This is a genomic window from Actinokineospora globicatena (assembly GCF_024171945.1).
In the GTDB taxonomy this organism is placed as follows: Bacteria; Actinomycetota; Actinomycetes; order Mycobacteriales; family Pseudonocardiaceae; genus Actinokineospora; species Actinokineospora globicatena.
Window position 1 is genome coordinate 1,266,034 of sequence record NZ_JAMTCR010000002.1, and the last position, 16,869, is coordinate 1,282,902.

The 16,869-nt window shown below is 72.0% G+C and carries 20 protein-coding genes; 6 read left to right on the forward strand and 14 right to left on the reverse strand.

From position 1 onward, the window contains the following. Window positions 1-15 precede the first annotated feature (15 nt). Window positions 16-1,488 (forward strand): tripartite tricarboxylate transporter permease, encoded by a 1,473-nt coding sequence (locus LV79_RS06055; protein ID WP_253835841.1) that lies wholly within the window; start codon window positions 16-18, stop codon window positions 1,486-1,488. 95 nt (window positions 1,489-1,583) lie between these two features. After that, window positions 1,584-2,642, forward strand: coding sequence for an NADH:flavin oxidoreductase/NADH oxidase (locus tag LV79_RS06060; protein ID WP_253832865.1), 1,059 nt, complete (start codon window positions 1,584-1,586; stop codon window positions 2,640-2,642). Between the two features lie 116 nt (window positions 2,643-2,758). Here the strand turns inward: LV79_RS06060 and LV79_RS06065 are convergent, their stop codons facing one another. After that, the gene (locus LV79_RS06065; protein ID WP_253832867.1) at window positions 2,759-2,944 is read right to left on the reverse strand and encodes a DUF3073 domain-containing protein; all 186 of its coding nucleotides are present in this window, start codon (window positions 2,942-2,944) and stop codon (window positions 2,759-2,761) included. Window positions 2,945-3,161: 217 nt separating this feature from the next. On the opposite strand from LV79_RS06065, the gene LV79_RS06070 reads away from it, so the two are divergent. Next, entirely contained in the window at window positions 3,162-4,046 is an 885-nt protein-coding gene (locus tag LV79_RS06070) for a DUF8083 family protein (RefSeq protein WP_253832869.1), read from the forward strand. Window positions 4,047-4,699: 653 nt separating this feature from the next. Here LV79_RS06070 and LV79_RS06075 read toward each other — a convergent pair. The 5 genes from LV79_RS06075 to LV79_RS06095 all read right to left on the reverse strand — a co-directional run bounded on the left by LV79_RS06075 (window position 4,700) and on the right by LV79_RS06095 (window position 8,759). Then, window positions 4,700-5,641, reverse strand: a complete 942-nt coding sequence (locus LV79_RS06075; RefSeq protein WP_253832871.1) for an asparaginase — start codon at window positions 5,639-5,641, stop codon at window positions 4,700-4,702. Between the two features lie 17 nt (window positions 5,642-5,658). Next, window positions 5,659-6,228, reverse strand: coding sequence for an RsiG family protein (locus tag LV79_RS06080; RefSeq protein ID WP_253832873.1), 570 nt, complete (start codon window positions 6,226-6,228; stop codon window positions 5,659-5,661). Between the two features lie 55 nt (window positions 6,229-6,283). Next, entirely contained in the window at window positions 6,284-7,132 is an 849-nt protein-coding gene (locus tag LV79_RS06085; protein WP_253832875.1) for a beta-keto acid cleavage family enzyme, read from the reverse strand. A gap of 131 nt (window positions 7,133-7,263) precedes the next feature. Continuing rightward, window positions 7,264-8,382: a CAF17-like 4Fe-4S cluster assembly/insertion protein YgfZ gene (ygfZ, locus tag LV79_RS06090; RefSeq protein ID WP_253832877.1), complete on the reverse strand. Its 1,119-nt coding sequence runs from the start codon at window positions 8,380-8,382 to the stop codon at window positions 7,264-7,266. Continuing rightward, the gene (locus tag LV79_RS06095; protein WP_301320751.1) at window positions 8,379-8,759 is read right to left on the reverse strand and encodes a Fur family transcriptional regulator; all 381 of its coding nucleotides are present in this window, start codon (window positions 8,757-8,759) and stop codon (window positions 8,379-8,381) included. The genes ygfZ and LV79_RS06095 overlap by 4 nt, the downstream gene beginning before the upstream one ends. A gap of 107 nt (window positions 8,760-8,866) precedes the next feature. Here LV79_RS06095 and LV79_RS06100 point away from each other — a divergent pair, with 107 nt between their 5' ends. Further along, complete coding sequence (locus tag LV79_RS06100) at window positions 8,867-9,709, forward strand: aminodeoxychorismate lyase (protein ID WP_253832881.1); 843 nt, start codon at window positions 8,867-8,869, stop codon at window positions 9,707-9,709. Between the two features lie 111 nt (window positions 9,710-9,820). Next, window positions 9,821-10,108: a hypothetical protein gene (locus tag LV79_RS06105; RefSeq protein WP_253832883.1), complete on the forward strand. Its 288-nt coding sequence runs from the start codon at window positions 9,821-9,823 to the stop codon at window positions 10,106-10,108. Window position 10,109: 1 nt separating this feature from the next. On the opposite strand, the gene LV79_RS06110 is transcribed toward LV79_RS06105, so the two are convergent. The 8 genes from LV79_RS06110 to LV79_RS06145 all read right to left on the reverse strand — a co-directional run bounded on the left by LV79_RS06110 (window position 10,110) and on the right by LV79_RS06145 (window position 15,694). Continuing rightward, a complete protein-coding gene (locus LV79_RS06110) occupies window positions 10,110-10,970 on the reverse strand; it encodes a 5-oxoprolinase subunit C family protein (RefSeq protein ID WP_253832885.1) in 861 nt (286 codons plus the stop codon). Further along, window positions 10,967-11,581 carry a 5-oxoprolinase subunit B family protein gene (locus LV79_RS06115; RefSeq protein WP_253832887.1) on the reverse strand — a complete coding sequence of 205 codons (615 nt, stop codon included), beginning with the start codon at window positions 11,579-11,581 and terminating at the stop codon, window positions 10,967-10,969. The genes LV79_RS06110 and LV79_RS06115 overlap by 4 nt, the downstream gene beginning before the upstream one ends. Window positions 11,582-11,594: 13 nt before the next feature. Then, window positions 11,595-12,236, reverse strand: coding sequence for a heme-binding beta-barrel domain-containing protein (locus LV79_RS06120; protein ID WP_253832890.1), 642 nt, complete (start codon window positions 12,234-12,236; stop codon window positions 11,595-11,597). Between the two features lie 215 nt (window positions 12,237-12,451). Then, on the reverse strand, window positions 12,452-12,757 hold the full coding sequence (locus tag LV79_RS06125) for a DUF1416 domain-containing protein (RefSeq protein WP_253832892.1): 306 nt from the start codon (window positions 12,755-12,757) through the stop codon (window positions 12,452-12,454). A gap of 61 nt (window positions 12,758-12,818) precedes the next feature. Then, window positions 12,819-13,652, reverse strand: coding sequence for a sulfurtransferase (locus LV79_RS06130; protein WP_253832894.1), 834 nt, complete (start codon window positions 13,650-13,652; stop codon window positions 12,819-12,821). Continuing rightward, on the reverse strand, window positions 13,649-14,110 hold the full coding sequence (locus tag LV79_RS06135) for a DUF4395 domain-containing protein (protein WP_253832896.1): 462 nt from the start codon (window positions 14,108-14,110) through the stop codon (window positions 13,649-13,651). Before LV79_RS06135 ends, LV79_RS06130 begins: the two co-directional genes overlap by 4 nt. A gap of 259 nt (window positions 14,111-14,369) precedes the next feature. Beyond that, entirely contained in the window at window positions 14,370-14,783 is a 414-nt protein-coding gene (locus LV79_RS06140; RefSeq protein WP_253832897.1) for a thioredoxin family protein, read from the reverse strand. Next, on the reverse strand, window positions 14,783-15,694 hold the full coding sequence (locus tag LV79_RS06145; protein WP_253832899.1) for an LmeA family phospholipid-binding protein: 912 nt from the start codon (window positions 15,692-15,694) through the stop codon (window positions 14,783-14,785). Before LV79_RS06145 ends, LV79_RS06140 begins: the two co-directional genes overlap by 1 nt. Window positions 15,695-16,122: 428 nt before the next feature. On the opposite strand from LV79_RS06145, the gene LV79_RS06150 reads away from it, so the two are divergent. Beyond that, window positions 16,123-16,848 (forward strand): winged helix-turn-helix transcriptional regulator, encoded by a 726-nt coding sequence (locus LV79_RS06150; protein ID WP_253832901.1) that lies wholly within the window; start codon window positions 16,123-16,125, stop codon window positions 16,846-16,848. Window positions 16,849-16,869: the final 21 nt, after the last annotated feature.

Sequence of the window (16,869 nt, forward strand, 5' to 3'; positions counted from 1 at the left end):
TCCTTCGACCTGCTCATGTCCGGGTTCGGCACCGCGCTGACCCCGACGCACCTGATGCTCGCCGCGATCGGCGTGCTGCTGGGCACCTTCATCGGCGTGCTGCCCGGCATCGGTCCGGCCATGGCGGTCGCGCTGCTGCTGCCGGTCACCTACGGCCTGGAGCCGACCGGCGCGTTCATCATGTTCGCCGGGATCTACTACGGCGGCATGTTCGGCGGCTCGACCACGTCCATCCTGCTCAACACCCCAGGTGAGAGCGCGGCGGTGGTCGCGGCCATCGAGGGCAACCCGATGGCCCGCAAGGGCCGCGGCTCCCAGGCGCTGGCGGCCGCCGCCATCGGGCACTTCGCCGGTGGGCTCATCGGCACCACCCTGCTCGTGCTGCTCGCCCCCACCGTCGCCTCGCTCGCGGTCGGCATCGGCGCCCCGGACTACTTCGCGATCATGGTGCTGGCGTTCATCGCGGTGACCTCGGTGCTGGGCACCTCCCGGGTGCGCGGCTTCGCGGCCCTGCTGATCGGCCTGGTCATCGGCCTCGTCGGGCTCGACGAGATGACCGGGCAGCAGCGGCTCACCTTCGGCTCCCTGCAACTGGCCGACGGCATCGACGTCGTCATCGTCGCGGTCGGCCTGTTCGCCGTCGGTGAGTCGCTGTGGGTCGCGCTGCACCTGCGCCGCCGCCCCGCCGAGCCGATCCCGGTCGGTCGGGCCTGGCTCGGCCGCGACGACCTGCGCCGGTCCTGGAAGCCGTGGCTGCGCGGGCCGCTGATCGGGTTCCCGTTCGGGGCGCTGCCCGCAGGCGGCGCGGAGATCCCCACCTTCCTGTCCTACGCGGTGGAGAAGCGGCTGGCCAAGGACAAGAGCGAGTTCGGCCACGGCGCCATCGAGGGCGTCGCCGGACCGGAGGCCACCGCGAGCGCGTCCGCCGCGGGCACCCTGGTGTCGATGCTGACCCTCGGCCTGCCGACCACCGCCGTGGCCGCGGTCATGCTCGCCGCGTTCCAGCAGTACGGGATCCAGCCGGGGCCGCTGCTCTTCGAGCGGGAGCCGACCCTGGTCTGGGGGCTGATCGCCAGCCTGTTCGTCGGGACCGTGCTGCTGCTGGTGCTGAACCTGCCGCTGGCGCCGGTGTGGGCCAAGCTGCTCAAGATCCCCCGGCCGTACCTGTACGCGGGCATCCTGTTCTTCGCCGCCGTCGGGGCCTACGCGGTCAGCGGCCAGGTTGCCGACCTGCTGGTGCTGTTCGTGATCGGCGTGATCGGGCTGGCCATGCGCCGCTACGGGCTGCCGGTGCTGCCCGCGGTGCTCGGGGTGATCCTCGGACCGGCCGCCGAGCAGCAGATGCGCCGGGCGCTGCAGCTGTCCGACGGGTCGCTGACCGGGCTGGTGAACACGCCGTTCTCGATCGTGGTCTACGCGGTGGTGGCCCTGGTGCTGCTCTGGCCGGTGGTCAACACCCTGCGCAAGCGCCGGGCCGCGCGGGTGTGACGCGGAACCGGACCGGGAACAAAGATCACGGCCGGGCGCGCTACTAGGGTCGACGTGGAAGTTCGTTGTCGAGCGAACTGATTCCTGGAGGACCCGTGAGCCTGCTCTTCTCCCCGCTGACCATCAGGTCGGTCACCCTGCCCAACCGGATCGTGGTCAGCCCGATGTGCCAGTACTGCGCCGAGGACGGGGTGCCGGACGACTGGCACCTGGTGCACCTCGGGTCCCGCGCGGTCGGCGGGGCGGGCCTGGTGTTCGCCGAGGCGGCGGCGGTCGAGCCAGCCGGGCGGATCACCCCGCAGGACGCGGGCATCTGGTCGGCGGCCCAGGTCGCGGCGTGGCAGCCGATCACCGCGTTCATCAAGGCGCAGGGCGCGGTGCCCGGGGTGCAACTCGGACATGCCGGGCGCAAGGCCTCGGTCTACCGGCCATGGGACGACGGCGATGGCGAGGTGGCCGAGGGCGCCTGGCAGACCGTCGGGCCGACCGACCAGCCGTTCAGCGCGAGCTACCCGGTGCCGCAAGCGCTTGCGCCTGCGGACATCGAGGCACTGGTGCAGACCTTCGCCCAAGCGGCGCATAACGCCGTCGAAGCGGGCTTCGAGGTCTTCGAGGTGCACGCCGCACACGGCTACCTGCTGCACCAGTTCCTGTCGCCGCTGAGCAACACGCGCACCGACGAGTACGGCGGCGACCTCACCGGGCGGCTGCGCTTCCCGCTCGCCGTGGTCCGGGCGGTCCGCGCCGCGGTCGGCTCGGAGCTGCCGGTGTTCGTCCGGGTCTCGGCCACCGACTGGACCGACGGCGGGTTGACCGTGGACGACACGGTCGAGATCGCCCGCGCACTGGCGGACGCGGGTGCTGACCTGGTCGACGTGTCCACCGGCGGCAACATCGCCACCGCGCGGGTCCCGACCGGGCCCGGCTACCAGGTGCCCTTCGCCGACGCGGTGCGCCGCAAGGCCGAGGTGCCGACCGCCGCCGTCGGCATGATCACCGACCCGCACCAGGCCGAGCAGATCCTCGCGGACGAGTCTGCCGACCTGGTGCTCCTGGCCCGCGAGCTGCTGCGCGACCCGTACTGGCCGAGGCGCGCGGCAGCCGCACTGGGTGCGGAGGTCACCCCGCCTGCCCAGTACGCACGGGCGTTCTGAGCGTGCCGCGTGGCTGTCCCACCATCCGGGAGTACCGGGGCGTGGGGCAGCCGCACGGGGCAGGTGAGGGGGGAAGCGGGGTCAGGGGTCCAGCACCGGGGCACTGGACCCCGGATTCACCGCCGGTAGTCGTCGTACTCGTCGTCGGACGAGTCGTCGAACTGGTCACTGGACTCGTGACCGTCCTCCGATTGGCCGCCCGACAGCTCGCGCTGCAGGGCGTCGAAGTCCGTGTGGTGTGAGCTGTACTTGAGCTCCCGGGCCACCTTCGTCTGCTTGGCCTTAGCTCGGCCGCGCCCCATGGCTCGACCCCCTCGCACAGTGACGGGGCGGCCGGGGGAACGGCGGCCCCGTAGATGTCGACAGTTGATTCCTGCTAACTACCGTACCGTGCCGAAGGGGTTCGATGCGACGCGGCACGGTGTGCAGAACCTGACATCCCCGCGAACGCGGTCCCGATCACCGCTCGTTCACCTTCCTGGACGCCGCCGCGGTGGCGGTCCGTGAAACGATGGGCTGGTGCCTCGTCCGTTCGTCGCCTACCTGCGGGTGTACGAACCGTTGTCCTCGTTCGACGAACCCCTCGCTGACCTGCTGCGGGCCGCGATCGAGGCGGGCGCGGTCGACCGGCTGGACGCGCCGACCCGCGAGCGTGAGCTGTGGCTCACGTCACACCGGATCGGGGCAGCGCTGCCGGGTGAGTCGCGCGACGGCCGACCGTCCCCGAGCGCCCTGCGCGACCTCCTGGTGATCGACCCGGCCGAGGTCCCCACCGGCGAGTCGAGCTGCGGCCCCGGCCCGCTGGTCTGCCCACTGGACCTGCGCGCCCGATCCGCCGCCGCCATGGTCGGCTTCCTCGCCACCGCCGGACCCGCGCTGCGCGACGCCGTCCTCACCGCCACCCCCGAACAGGTCCGCCAACAGGCCACCCGCGTCCTCGCCAACCTCCCCAGCGGCGCCGTCCACGTCGTCTCCACCACGTGGACCGTCCCCCTGCCCTGGTTCGCCCTCTTCGACCCGACCCAGCGCCACATCGTCCTCGCCCCCCGCGAAGACCCCCGCCGCCAGCTCTACTGGCGCTCCAGCCACGGCGACGCCCTCCGCCGCGTCGAACGCGCCCACGACCTCGCCACCCAGACCTTCGGCGAGACCGGCCCCACCAAGGTCCTCGCCGACACCGCCCGCTGGCTCGAGAACTTCGACGAGGGCTCGGCAGTGGAACTCGACTACGGGGGGCTGGTGCAGCTGCTGTCGGACGAGGAGCTGATGGAAGACACGTCGGCGGAGGACGTGCACGCGATCCTGGACGCCATTGAGGCGTCGGACGCTGAGGTGGTGGGGGAGCGGTTCGACCGGTTGCGGGGGTTCTGGTCGGACCTGGCTCGGCGGGAGCAGCGGAACTGAGGTGACGGGTGTCTGGGGTGGACGGTGCTGTCCACTGCGGATGCTTGGTGGGGCTTGAGGTTGTCCACAAGGGGTGGAGTTGTCCACAGGCTCTGCTTTCAGCCTCCCTGGGGTTGCGTGCCGCTCGGTAGGCTGTGTATTCGGGGGTCTTTGGGACGGGTTGATCTTGGGGGCCGTGGCTGGTGGGGCGTTGAGCTGGGGGAAGTCTGGGTCTCGGGCCTTCGCTTCGCTGCGATAGACGCCTCGCCTGCGGCATCGAACAGGCGCGAGAAATGCGAAAGCTCGATGGGGCGAACTTATTTTGTGCGGGGCCCCGGGACCACCCTGGGAAGGGCTAAAAGCAGGGGGGCCACAGAGCGGCCCTCCCCTGCCCCTGACGACGCTACGGGTGGTCCCCCCCACACACAAAACAAGTCCGCCCCATCGAGCAGTTGGCACCAGCGCCGTGGTGGAGCGATGGTGGGCCAACGTTGTCGGCGGGCGTCTTGGGGCCAACGGCGTTGGCTCCTTGCCAGTCGTTGCGGGTGGGCTGGACTGGGCGTGGGGACCTGGTGGGGCGGGTGGGGGTGATGCGCGTGGGCGTGGTGGAGCGCGGAGGGCAATGCAGTCGGGCGTAGTGGGGCGTGGGGTGGCGATGCGGGGTGGTCTGGGGGTTAGACCAGGGAGTCGAGTAGGCCGTCGGTAAGGCGGGCGGCGCCTACGGGGACTCCGCCGCCTAGGACGTCGCGTTCGGCTTTTTCTTCTAGTTCTGGGGCGTCGTAGCCGAGGGCTCGGAGGACGCCTACCAAGATGGGGGTTCTGGGGCGGGGGGCGCCGTCGTCGATTTTCATGGCCATGGCGGTGCCGTCGGCCAGGACCATGGCGTGGACGCCTTCGGCGCCGCCCTTGACGAGGAGGCCGGGGATGGCCTGCATGAGTTCGGTGTCGTCGCGGTCGGTGCCGCCGACGAGGTGGGGGTGGGCGCGCATGGCGTCGGCGACGCGGCGGCGGCGGGTGCCTGGGTCGGCGGTGACGAGCCGGGTGTAGCCGGTGGCGAGGCCGCGCAGGGTGAGGGCGAACAGGGGGGCGCCGCAGCCGTCGACGCCGATGGTGGTGATGCGTTCGCCGGTCATGTCCTCGACCGCGTCGGCGATGGCGGATTGGGCGGGGTGGTCCGGGTCGAGGTAGTCGCGCACGACCCAGCCCTGTTGGGCGGCGGTGGCGACCATCGCGGCGTGCTTGCCGGAGCAGTTCATCGCCGCCGCGCGCTTGCCGCCGCCGCCCGCGATCACCCGGTTGCGGGCGGCCTGGTTGAGCGGCCAGTCCGGCGGGCACCCGAGGTCCGACTCGGCGAGGCCGTTCTTGTCCAGGATGCCCAGCACCTGCTCGACGTGCTCGGCCTCGCCGCTGTGCGACGCGCAGCCGACGGCGAGGTCGGCGTCGTCGGGCAGGTCGAGACCGGCGCGGAGCAGACCGAGGGCCTGCAGCGGCTTGTTGCACGAGCGGGTGAAGACCGGTTCGTCGACCTCGCCGAGGGCGAGCCGAACCTGGCCCGCTGGGTCGAGCACCACCACCGAACCCCGGTGGATCGACTCGACGAAGCCGGACCGCAACACCTCGACCAGGACCGGGTTCAGCGCTGTTCTCCCTTGCCGCGCTCGGCGGCGAGCAGGTCGTCGACCGACGCGCTGCCCGCGCGGTACCGGCCACCGATCTCGTCGTTGAGCAGGTCCATCACCTTCTGCACCTCGCGCCTGCGCTGGGAGACCGAGGCCTCCTCCTGCTGGTAGGTCAGCAGCGCGAGCGCCAGCCGGTCGTCGGCGAGCGCGCCGACGTCCGACAGGTCCGCGTCGGACACCAGCGCCTCCACGTGCCTGCGGTGCGCCTCCGCCCGCGACGGCTCCATGGTCTGGTAGCGGCCGGAGCCCATCGCCGGTCCGACCGCGTTGTCGGCGAGAATCGCCGCGAGCTGGTCGACCACCGAGGTGGACTCGCCGTTGGCCCGCCGCCGCTGCTCGGCGCGCACGATGTCGATCCGGCCGTGCAGCAGCCTGCGCAGGTAGGACAGGTCGGTCTCCTCCTGCGCCGCGTCGTCGCGGCGCGCGCGGACCTCGACGAGGTCCAGGCCTGCCAGTCCCTCGACGTACTCAGGCGACAACACCCTATCGATGCGCCTGCGCCCTCCTGGGCGGACTTCGATCACGGGCACATCCTCCGCCACTCGGTGCTCGACCGCCATATCTTGACCACTACCGCGTTCAGCTCGCCACCCCCAGAAGTACCCTCGACTCCTCTGGCCCAACCGGCGGCCGCTGCGCGATCTTCGCCAACCCGGCCGCCCTGGCCACGAGCTGGGCGTTGTCCCGGACCCGTTCGCCCCTGGCGTAGGACAGCGTGTCCTCCATCCCGACCCGCACGTGCCCGCCCGCCGACAGGCTCGCCAGCAGGACCGGCAGGCTCGTGCGGCCGACCCCGGTCGCGGAGAAGCTCGCGCCGTCGGGGATCAGCCGCAGCGCCGCGGCCAGCGTCTCGGTGTCGCCCGGCATGCCACCGGGGACGCCCATCACCAGGTCCAGGTGGACGTGCCCGCCCGAGGGCAGGCCGTGCTCGTCGAGCAGCCTGCGCAGCGCGGTGAGCTGGCCGAGGTCGAAGATCTCGTACTCCGGCACGATGCCGCGCTCCTGCATGCCCTTGTGCAGCGCGACGATGAACTCCCAGCGGTTGAGGAACACGTCGTCGCCGAAGTTCACCGTCCCCATGGTGCACGACGCCGAGTCCGGCATCGCGTCCAGGACGCCGAGCCGCGCGGACTCCGGGTCGGTCACCGCGCCGCCGGTGGACAGCTGCACGATCAGCCGGGTGTTCTCCCGGACCGCGGCGACGGTCTCCTTGAGCAGACCGAGGTCGAGCGTCGGCTGCGCCGCCCCGTCCCGGACGTGGATGTGGATCATGGCGGCGCCGACCCGCTCGCAGTCGCGCGCGGTGCGCACCAGCTCCTCCAGGGTGACCGGCAGGTTCGGCACATCGGCCTTGCTGTGCTCGGCCCCGGTGGGGGCGACCGTGATCAACGTGCCGGAACTGCCTGGACGGGGCGTCGACGGTGACATGGCGCGATACTGGCACAGCCGCCCGGGCCACCCACAACCGTCGCGGCGTCTGGATCGAACCGGTCACCAAGTCGAAACCCGTTCCGCGCGGGAGCGATTCCCGCAGCCGAGTTCTGCCGCACCGCGCCGAGTTATCCGCGCAGGCCCTGCGCTGCCTTGCGGCCCAGGGCGGGGGTGTCGTCGGGCACCGAGTCGGGGTCGATCGACGCCTGGGTGGTCTCCTCGCCGGTGCCGACCACCAGGTCCGTGCCCGGCTCGACCGACCGCTTGATCAACGCGAGCGCGATCGGGCCCAGCTCGTGGTGGTTGACCACCGATCCGATCCGGCCGACCGCGCGCTCCCCCGCGTACACCACGTCGCCGGTGTCCGGCAGGACGTCGGTCGCGCCGTCCAGGTGCAGCAGCAGCATCCGGCGCGGCGGGCGGCCCACGTTGTGCACCTTCGCGACCGTCTCCTGGCCCCGGTAGCAGCCCTTGGCGACGTGCGCGGCGACGTGGATCCAGTTCACCTCGTGCGGGATGGTCTTCTCGTCGGTGTCCACCCCCAGCCGGGGGCGCAGCGACTCGACCCGCAGCGCCTCGAACGCCAGGCTGCCCATCGGCCGGGCGCCCGCCTCGGTCAGCCGGGTCCACCAGGTGGTCAGCTCGGCCCTGGGCACCAGCAGGTCCACCGCGTCGTGACCGGGCCACGGCATCCGGCGCACGATCACGTCGTGCTTGACCGCGACGCCGTAGGACGCGACGGGCACCGGCAGGTCCACTGTGGTCAGCAGGTCCGGCACCTCGGGCCCGACCAGCGTGAGCACGGCGCGTTCCGCTGTCGCGTCCCGGAGCTCCACTTTGGACCAGAACACCATCTGCCGCAGGTACTCCAGCAGCCCCAAGGGCTCACCGCGCACACCGGTCGCCCGCGCGCCGGGTTCGGTGTCGAGCCACACGGTGCCGTCCACGTGCGCCAGCAGCATGTGCGCATCCACCCGGCCCTGCCCGTCGAGCACCAGCGCCTCGGTGCCCGCGCCGTCGGCGAGGTCGGTCACGTGCTGGGAGATCACCAGGTGCAGCCAGGACAGCCGCTCCTCGCCGGGCACCGCGATCACCTCGCGGTCGGAGCGGTCGACGACGGCGACCTTGCGCGCCGCGCTGCGCTGCTCGGCGAACGGGTCGCCGAAGTGCCACGGCACCGCCGACGCCGCGCTCTCGGGGGCCGCGACGGCACCCTGCTGGTCGAGGATCGGGGAGCGGTCGGTCACGGGTTCTCCTGGGAGCAGGTCTGACACGTTCCGGACAGCGCGAGGTGGCTCGCATCCAGCTCGAACCCGTGGGTGGCCCGCAGTGTTCCGCACAGCTGGTCCATGACCGCTTTCGGCGACTCCACGACGTGGCCGCAGCGGTGGCAGACCAGGTGGACGTGCTGGTGCTCGTGCACCGAGTAGGTCGGCGCGCCGTGCCCGAGGTGCGTGTGCCGGACCAGGGCGAGGCCCTCCAGCAGCTCCAGCGTGCGGTAGATCGTGGTGATGTTCACCGTCGGGGTGGCGCGCTGCACGTGCGCGCAGACCTGCTCGGGGGTCGCGTGCTCGAGCACCAGCAGGGCGTCGAGCACGAGCTGGCGCTGCGGTGTCATCCGCATGCCGCGCTCGTGCAGGGTCGTCCGCAGGTGCGCGCGTCGCTCCTCCAGCGAGTGGGCGGTGTCCACCTGTTCGATGTTAGGGCCTGCGCCCGCGTAGGGTTCGCCGCATGCGCGTGCTTGCGATGCTCGACGGCTCCCTCGTCGACCCGGAGACCCCGCTGATCAGGGTCGACGACCTGGGGCTGACCAGGGGCGACGGGGTGTTCGAGACCGTGCTGGTGGTCGACGGGCAGCCGAGGGAACTCGGTCCGCACCTGGCCAGGCTCGCCAGGTCGGCGGCCATGCTGCAGCTGCCCGCGCCGGACCTGGCTGCGTGGGAGCGGCTGGTCGAGACGGTGGTCGGCGCGTGGACCGAGCCGGGCGAGATGGCGGTCAAGCTGGTCTACACCCGCGGTCCCGAGTACGGCGACGGCGGTCCGACCGGGTACGCCATCGGCCTGCCGATCGGTGGCCGGGCGGTGCGCAACCGGACCTCGGGCGTCACCGCGATCACGCTGGCGCGCGGGTACGACCCGGCGGTCGTCGAGCGGGCGCCGTGGTTGCTGCTCGGCGCGAAGACGCTGTCGTACGCGATCAACATGGCCGCCATGCGGCACGCCGAGCAGCTCGGGGTGGACGAGGTCATCTTCGTCGGCGACGACGGCACTGTCCTCGAAGGACCGACGTCGACGATCGTGGTGGCCAGTGGCGGCACGCTGCGCACCCCGCCGCCGTCGAGCGGCGTCCTGCCCGGCACCACCCAGGGCGCGCTGTTCCGGGCCGCCGAGCGAGCGGGCTGGTCGACGAAGGTCGAGCCGGTGCGCGCCGACGAGTTAGCGGGCGCGGACGCCCTGTTCGTGGTCTCCAGCGTCCGCAAGGTGACCCGCGTGCACACCCTCGACGGCCTCCCCCTCCCCGACTCGACCGAACTCGGCGCCGAGCTCTCCACGCTCTACGAGGCCGAGTACTGACATCCCACTGACACCCAAATTGGTTCAACCAATTGGGGGCTGATCGGGCAGCGGCCCGCCTGCTGTGCTGGACCGACCCCGCGCGGGGTCCCAGTGCGAAAGGTGGAACTCGTGAGACTCAGCAAGATCCTCGGTGTCGTGTCCGCGGTGGTGGTCGCGGCCACCACGCTGTCCCCGCAGGCGAGCGCGGCCAGCTACTCCTGGTCGTGCCGCACCGTCCCTGCCGGCTACACCTACGTCATGGTGCGGGCCGACGTGGGCTGCGAACCGCTGTACTACGTGACCTTGCCGGAGCCCGGGCTCTGGGCCTGTCGCGTGCCCGCTGGCTGGACCTACACGGCGACGCGGGCCTCGTCCAACTGCTGGTGGAACGACCAGTACCTGCTCGCCAAGGCCTGATCTAGCCGCGCAGCCTGATCCGCGTCCCCGGCCTTGCCTGGGCCAGGACCGCCAGGTGCCGGGCCGGGACCACACCCACCACCGGGTAACCACCGGTGGTGGGGTGGTCGGCCAGGAAGACGACGGGGCGGCCGTTGGCGGGGACCTGGATCGCGCCGGTGACCACGCCCTCGCTGGTCAGCTCCCTGCCGTCGAACCCGGGGGCGCGCCGCAGCGGATCGCCGAGCAGCCGCAGGCCGACCCGGTTGCTCTCCGGCGACACCGACCACACCGACGCCGCCAGTTGCGCGCCCGCGCCGGTGAACCAGTCGTCGCGCGGGCCGAGCACCACCGGCACGGACAGGAAGTCGACCGGGTTCAGCGGCGGCACCGCGTCCTCGCCGGTCGGTAGCCCGGCGGGGTCCCCAACCGGCAGCACGTCGCCCGCAGCCAGCGGGGCCGGGCCGATCCCGGAGAGCACGTCGGTCGACCTCGACCCCAGCTGCGGCGGGACCGCGATCCCGCCGGACACCGCCAGGTAGTTGCGGATCCCCGCCAGCGGCGATCCCAGTTCGACCACGTCGTCGGCGCGCAGGTGGACCGGTGCGTGCGAGTCGACCAGGTGACCGTTGACCCGCACCGGCACGCTCGGCCCGGTCACCGCCACCGTGCAGGACGTCCCCGCCCGCACCGCGAGCCCGCCGAGGACGCACTCGATGCCCGCGGCGCCCTCCGGATTGCCCGCCAGCCGGTTGGCCAGGCGCAGCGACGGCACGTCCAAGGCGCCGGACGGGGGGACGCCCAGGTGGGCATGGCCAGGTCGGCCGAGGTCTTCGATCAGGGCTAGCGGTCCGGTGGCGAGCACGGTCAACGCGCGGCTCACGACACCGCCTCGAAGCGCACGCGATCACCCGGGGAGAGCAACGCGGCAGGTTCGCGAGTCGGGTCGAACAGCGCGGCAGCGTCATCGGCGAGTCGTGCGACCAACCGCCAGCCGCCGGGTGACGAACGCGGATAGATGCCCGTGAACTCTCCGGCGACACCGACCGATCCGGCGGGTACACGCGTGCGGGGGTTGTCGAGCCGGGGTTGGCACAACGGCTCCGGCAGGCCTGTCAGGTAGGCGAAGCCGGGCGCGAAACCGCAGAAGGCCACGGTGTAGTCCGCGCCCGAGTGCAGTGCGATCGTCTCCGCGACGCTCAACCCAGCTGTTTCCGCTACCAGCTCCAGGTCGGCACCTTCGTAGACCACCGGCAGGGTCACCTCAGCGGAGTCGACCACGGGCGCGGCGGACAGGTCAGCCTGCTCCAACACCGCCTGGACCTGCCGCAACCCGGGCGAACCCGGCTCGAACGACACCAAGACCGTCCGGGCGGCGGGGACCAACTCGACGAGACCGGGCAGTCCCACCAGAGCGGCACGGGCGGCGGCTACCGCGCCCAGCGAGTCGACCTCGACCAGCACCGCGTCCGGTCCGCACCGCCGCAGCCGCATCCGGTCGCCCGGTTCAGCCGACCACGCGGCGCAGGTACGCCGAGGTGTGCGGCTGCAGCTCCTGGCCGACCATCGCGCGCTCCTCGACGTAGGCCAGGTCACCACCGTTGACCAGCCCGTAGAGCCGCTTCGCCGCGGTGACCTCCTTCGCCGACGAGGTCCGCAGCACGACGTCGGTGTCGATCTCCCACGAGGTCTGCGTGCGCGGCGACCCGTAGTAGATCTCCGAGACGCCGGTGGCGTGCACCAGCAGCACCTCGATGGTGTCGTCGGCCTGCGGGCGCCAGAACCCGGTCTCGCGCGCGGCCGGGCGGATCACCTTGCCCTCGTCGTCGAGCAGCCACGCGCGCGCCTCGTAGTGCAGGAACGGGCGGCCGTCGTGGGCGAAGGTGATCTGCTGGCCGTACTTGTACGGGCCGTCGATGGTCGGGTAGACCACCTCACCCTCGCCGCGCCAGACCCCGACCAGGGGCAGCAGCGCCAGGCAGGCGTCGTTGAGCTCGGGGCCCTCGCGCAGGTTCGCGGTGTCCGCCGGGATCGGCAGGTCGTCGAACTGCGGGACGTTGCGGTGCCCGGTGACCTCGGCGCGCTCGGCGGCCGCGTGGATCGCCGCGTCGCCGCTGCCGGGCACTGGCCCAGTCGCGTCAGCGGGCATCAACGCTGGTCGGCGTAGAGGCGGTAGACGACGTACCCGGCGAACCAGGTGGTCAACAAGCCCACCAGGACCAACAGCGAGGTGAAGAAGATTTCCACCGGTGCAGGATACCGCCCAGGCGTCCGGTCCACGCGTGGTGCTGCTCGCACGCGGAAGGCCCCGGGGTCACGACCCCGGGGCCTTCGCTGTGGTCCTGTCCGACCGGGACGGCAGTCCTAACCGACCGACACCGCGACCTGGTGCAGGCCCGGGCCCTCGGCGCTGACCTTGGCCTCGCCGTTGCCGCTGCGGTGCAGCGCGCGCACGGTCCACTCGCCGGGGGCGGCGAAGAACCGGAAGTCGCCGTCGGCGGACGAGACGACCTCGGCGGTGAACTCCCCGCTGGCGTCGAGCAGGCGCACGTACGCGCCGCCGACCGGGGTCTCACCGCTGGTCACCTTGCCGTTGAGGACGACCTCCTTGCCCGCGTCCACGTTCGCGGGCAGCGCGGTGCCTTGCTCCGGTGCTCCACAAGAGCTCATGACTGTCCTTTCCGTCCCGGCCGCCGCCTGGGTGTGGACGCGGCCTGGGGTTGTCGGTGAATCAGGCGCCGACCTCGACCGGCACGCCGACCAGGGAGCCGTACTCGGTCCAGGAACCGTCGTAGTTCTTCACGTCCGAGTAGTCGAGCAGCTCGTGCAGCGCGAACCAGGTGTGCGACGAGCGCTCACCGATGCGGCAGTAGGCGATGGTCGCCTTGCCCTCGTCCAGGCCCGCGTCCTTGTAGAGCTCGCGCAGCTCGTCGTTGGACTTGAAGGTGCCGTCCTCGTTGGCCGCCTTGCTCCACGGCACGTTGATCGCGGTCGGGATGTGGCCCTTGACCTGCGCCTGCTCCTGCGGCAGGTGCGCAGGGGCGGCCAGCTTGCCGGAGAACTCGTCGGGGGAGCGCACGTCGACCAGGTTCTTGGTGTTGATCGCGTCGACCGCCTCCTGGCGGAACGCGCGCAGCGAGAGGTCCTGCTCCTGGGCGGTGTAGGTGGTCTCCTCGCGGGACACCGCGTCGGTGGACAGCGGGCGCCCGTCGAGCTCCCACTTCTTGCGGCCGCCGTCGAGCAGCTTCACGGCCTGGTGGCCGTAGAGCTTGAAGTACCAGTACGCGTAGGCGGCGAACCAGTTGTTGTTGCCGCCGTAGAGGATCACGGTGTCGTCGTTGCCGATGCCGCGCGCGGAGAGCAGCTTCTCGAAGCCCGCGCGGTCGACGAAGTCGCGGCGCACCGGGTCCTGCAGGTCGTTGCGCCAGTCGATCTTCACCGCACCCGGGATGTGCCCGGTGTCGTAGGCGCTGGCGTCCTCGTCGACCTCGACGAACACCACCCCCCCTGCGGTGAGGTTCTCCTCGGCCCACGCGGCCGAAACCAGCACGTCTTCGCGGCTCATCGGGCGGTTCCCACTTTCCTTTGCTTGGCGGACAGGCGGTTGATCAGCAGATAGGCCTCGCAGCCGAGGCAGAACCCGAACGCGGCGTTGAGGAACGCGGCGGCCAGCGCCAGCGCGGTCGCCACGACACCGACGGTCGGCGCGCCGAGGGCGTAGCCGAGCACACCGACGACGGCGAAGCCGAAGCCGACGGTCTGGGCGAATCGCGGCGGCGCGGCGTCCTCGCGCTCGTCGGTCGGCCGCAACCGGGGCGCGACGACGGCGCGGAACAGCACCGAGTACGGGGAGTAGCGGAGCCCGGCGAACCCGCCGAGCGCGAACACGACGGCCTGGGCGGCCAGCAGCGGCCACCACCCGGTCGCGAGCACGACGACGAGGACGGCACTGGTCAGCCAGGCGGCGAACCGGGGGCCTCGGGGGTCGACCGTCGGCCGGGGAGCGAGCGGGGGTGCGGGCATGTGGCCTCCTGACCTGCACACGGGTGGGGTCCGGTGAGGGCGGCCAGGCGCGGTCGAGCCGCGGTGGGGGTCGCCCGGTCAGTCGCTCCGACACAGGCTGCTGTGCACGCGGCAGAAGTCCACCGCGCGGCGCCTGGTCAGGAAGCTGGACACGGCGGCGAGAGTACCCGCCGCCGACCCGGGCGTGAGAAGGCCTGTCCAGTGGGTGAGACGCCGGAGATCGGCATTGCGCTCGGCGAAAGCGCAGGTGGCGGCCGCTTCAGGCGGGCAGGTGCGGCCGCAGCGAGGTGAGCAGTTCTTCACGTTTCGGGACGCCGCCGACGCGCAGCAGCTCCGCCCCCGCGGCGTCCACCGCGATGGTGGTCGGCGTCCGCAGCACCCCGAGGCGCTTGGCCAGCTCCGGCTGGTCGGTCAGGTCGACCTCGGCGTGCGCGAGGCCGGGGGTGTCGTCGACGAGACCGGTGAGCAGCACCCTGGCCTGCCCGCAGGTCCCGCAGAACTCGGTGGTCAGCTGCACCAGCGTCACCGCGGCACCCGGGGCGAGCACCCGGCGCAGCTCGTCGGGCACCGCGCCCGCCGTGGACGGCCTGGTCCGGCCGCCGAGCGACCGGACCAGGAAACCGATGACCATGGCGACCGCCACGGTGCCCAGCGCGACGAGGAGACCGGTCATCAGCGGCCCAGCACCAGGTTCTCGGCCTTGCCCTTGACCGAGAGCACCCCGCGCTCCACGGTGACGGCCGTCGGCGTGACCTTGAACGGCAGGCTGCCCGGGTCGAGCTTGCGGGCGAACAGCTCCAGCACCTTCCCCTGGATCGCCGTCGGCAGCTTCACGTCCGACCCGCCGTTGCGCAGCTCGAGGCGCTTCGGGGTGATGGTGACGACCCCGTCGGCCAGCGAGACGATCGAGAACACGCACAGCTCGGTCTCCTGGCCCGCGATCGCCACGGTGCCGCACAGCTTCACCCCGGCGGTGGTGCCCTCCTGGTCGGCGACCTCCGCGCCGTCCTCCTCGGTCTCCTCGCCGTCGGCGGGCGCGGTGTTGACCGTCTTCTCGCTCACCGGGTCGATGGTCAGGTTCGTGATGGCCGAGACGACCTCGTTGGAGTTCTCCTGGATCGCCCGGTTCACGTCCGATGCCTTGATCCGCACCTGGCCCTCGACCTCGCGGATCGGCACCTGGGTCAGCGAGCCGCCGACCAGGTCCGACAGCGGAGCCTGCACCCCGCGCAGGTCGGCGTGCACGTCGACGTCGCGCAGGGTGTCCTTCACCGGGACGCCCTTGGCGTCGATGGTCACCAGGTCGTACTCCCCGGAGGCCGCCTGCAGCAGGAACGAGAACCCGCCGACCTTCACCGACGGGTGGTCGCGCAGGTCGAACTGCTGCTGCGCGCGCTTGGACACCTCGTGCTCGAACACCGCCGCCGCGCCGAAGTCGGCCGCGACCAGCAGCGCCACCAGCACCAGCAGCGCGATGACGAGCCTGCGCACCGCCTTCGAGCGGCGTCGGGGCGCCGCGGGCGGCCCACCCGTGTTCGCGCCGGAGTTCGTCATCGTCGTCATCCCGTCACCCGTCTTTGTCACGTCACGTCCACTGCCGCGTACCCGCCGCACCACAGCTACCTACCCGCTGCGGGCCCCTACGGCACGCCCCCATGATTGCGCAGCCGGTCCGGCCCGCGTCCAGAGGACGTGCCGGGGCCGCGCGGCGTTGCCCGAGGCGCCGGTCGGCGGGGTGACACACCATTCACAAATCGAATTCCGGACGTCCGGCTAATCCGCCGATCGCGGGTGGCGCACAGGTGGACGCAGGATTTACCCCGCCGTAACACCACCCCGCTGAGCTGGGCGGTCGTGCCGGTCCACGCCGCCGCGCGTGTGACGCGGACGTCACGGGCACGACAGTCGCGTGAACTCCGGGCTATTGTCCTGACCAGCCGAAATCGCCACCCCGACCCGGGGCCGCACCCCAACGCCGCGGCGCGGATTCACGCAAGAGAGGCGGACTCGTGATGAGCCTCGACCTGCTGCTGCTGACCGCCGACCCCGAGCCCGCGACCGTGGTGCCGTCGCTCACGCTCCTCCCGCACACCGTGCGCACCCAGGCCCCCGAGGTCACCGCCCTGCTCGAGGCGGGCTCGCGCGACGCCGTGATCGTGGACGCGCGCACCGACCTCGTCGCGGCCAAGAGCCTGTGCAGGCTGCTGACCAGCGGCGGCGACAGCGCCCCCGTCCTCGCCGTCGTCACCGAGGGCGGGCTGGTCGCGGTCACCAGCGACTGGCGCGTCGACGAGATCCTGCTGCCGACCGCCGGTCCCGCCGAGGTCGACACCCGGCTGCGGCTGCTGACCACCCGCGGCCCCGCCGGTGCCCCCGTCGACGGCGCGCTGCGCCTCGGTGAGCTGGTCATCGACGAGGCCACCTACATGGCCCGGCTGCGCGGCCGCCCGCTCGACCTCACCTACAAGGAGTTCGAGCTGCTCAAGTACCTCGCCCAGCACGCGGGCCGGGTGTTCACCCGGGCGCAGCTGCTGCAGGAGGTCTGGGGCTACGACTTCTTCGGCGGCACCCGCACCGTCGACGTGCACGTCCGGCGGCTGCGCGCCAAGCTCGGCGTCGAGCACGAGCAGCTCATCGGCACCGTGCGCAACGTCGGCTACAAGTTCGTCCAGCCGCCCAAGGCCGGTGCCCGCCGCGAGCTGTCCCACGACCCGGACCGCAGGCGCGTCGACGTCTGAGCGCCGCGGATCTGGGTAGGT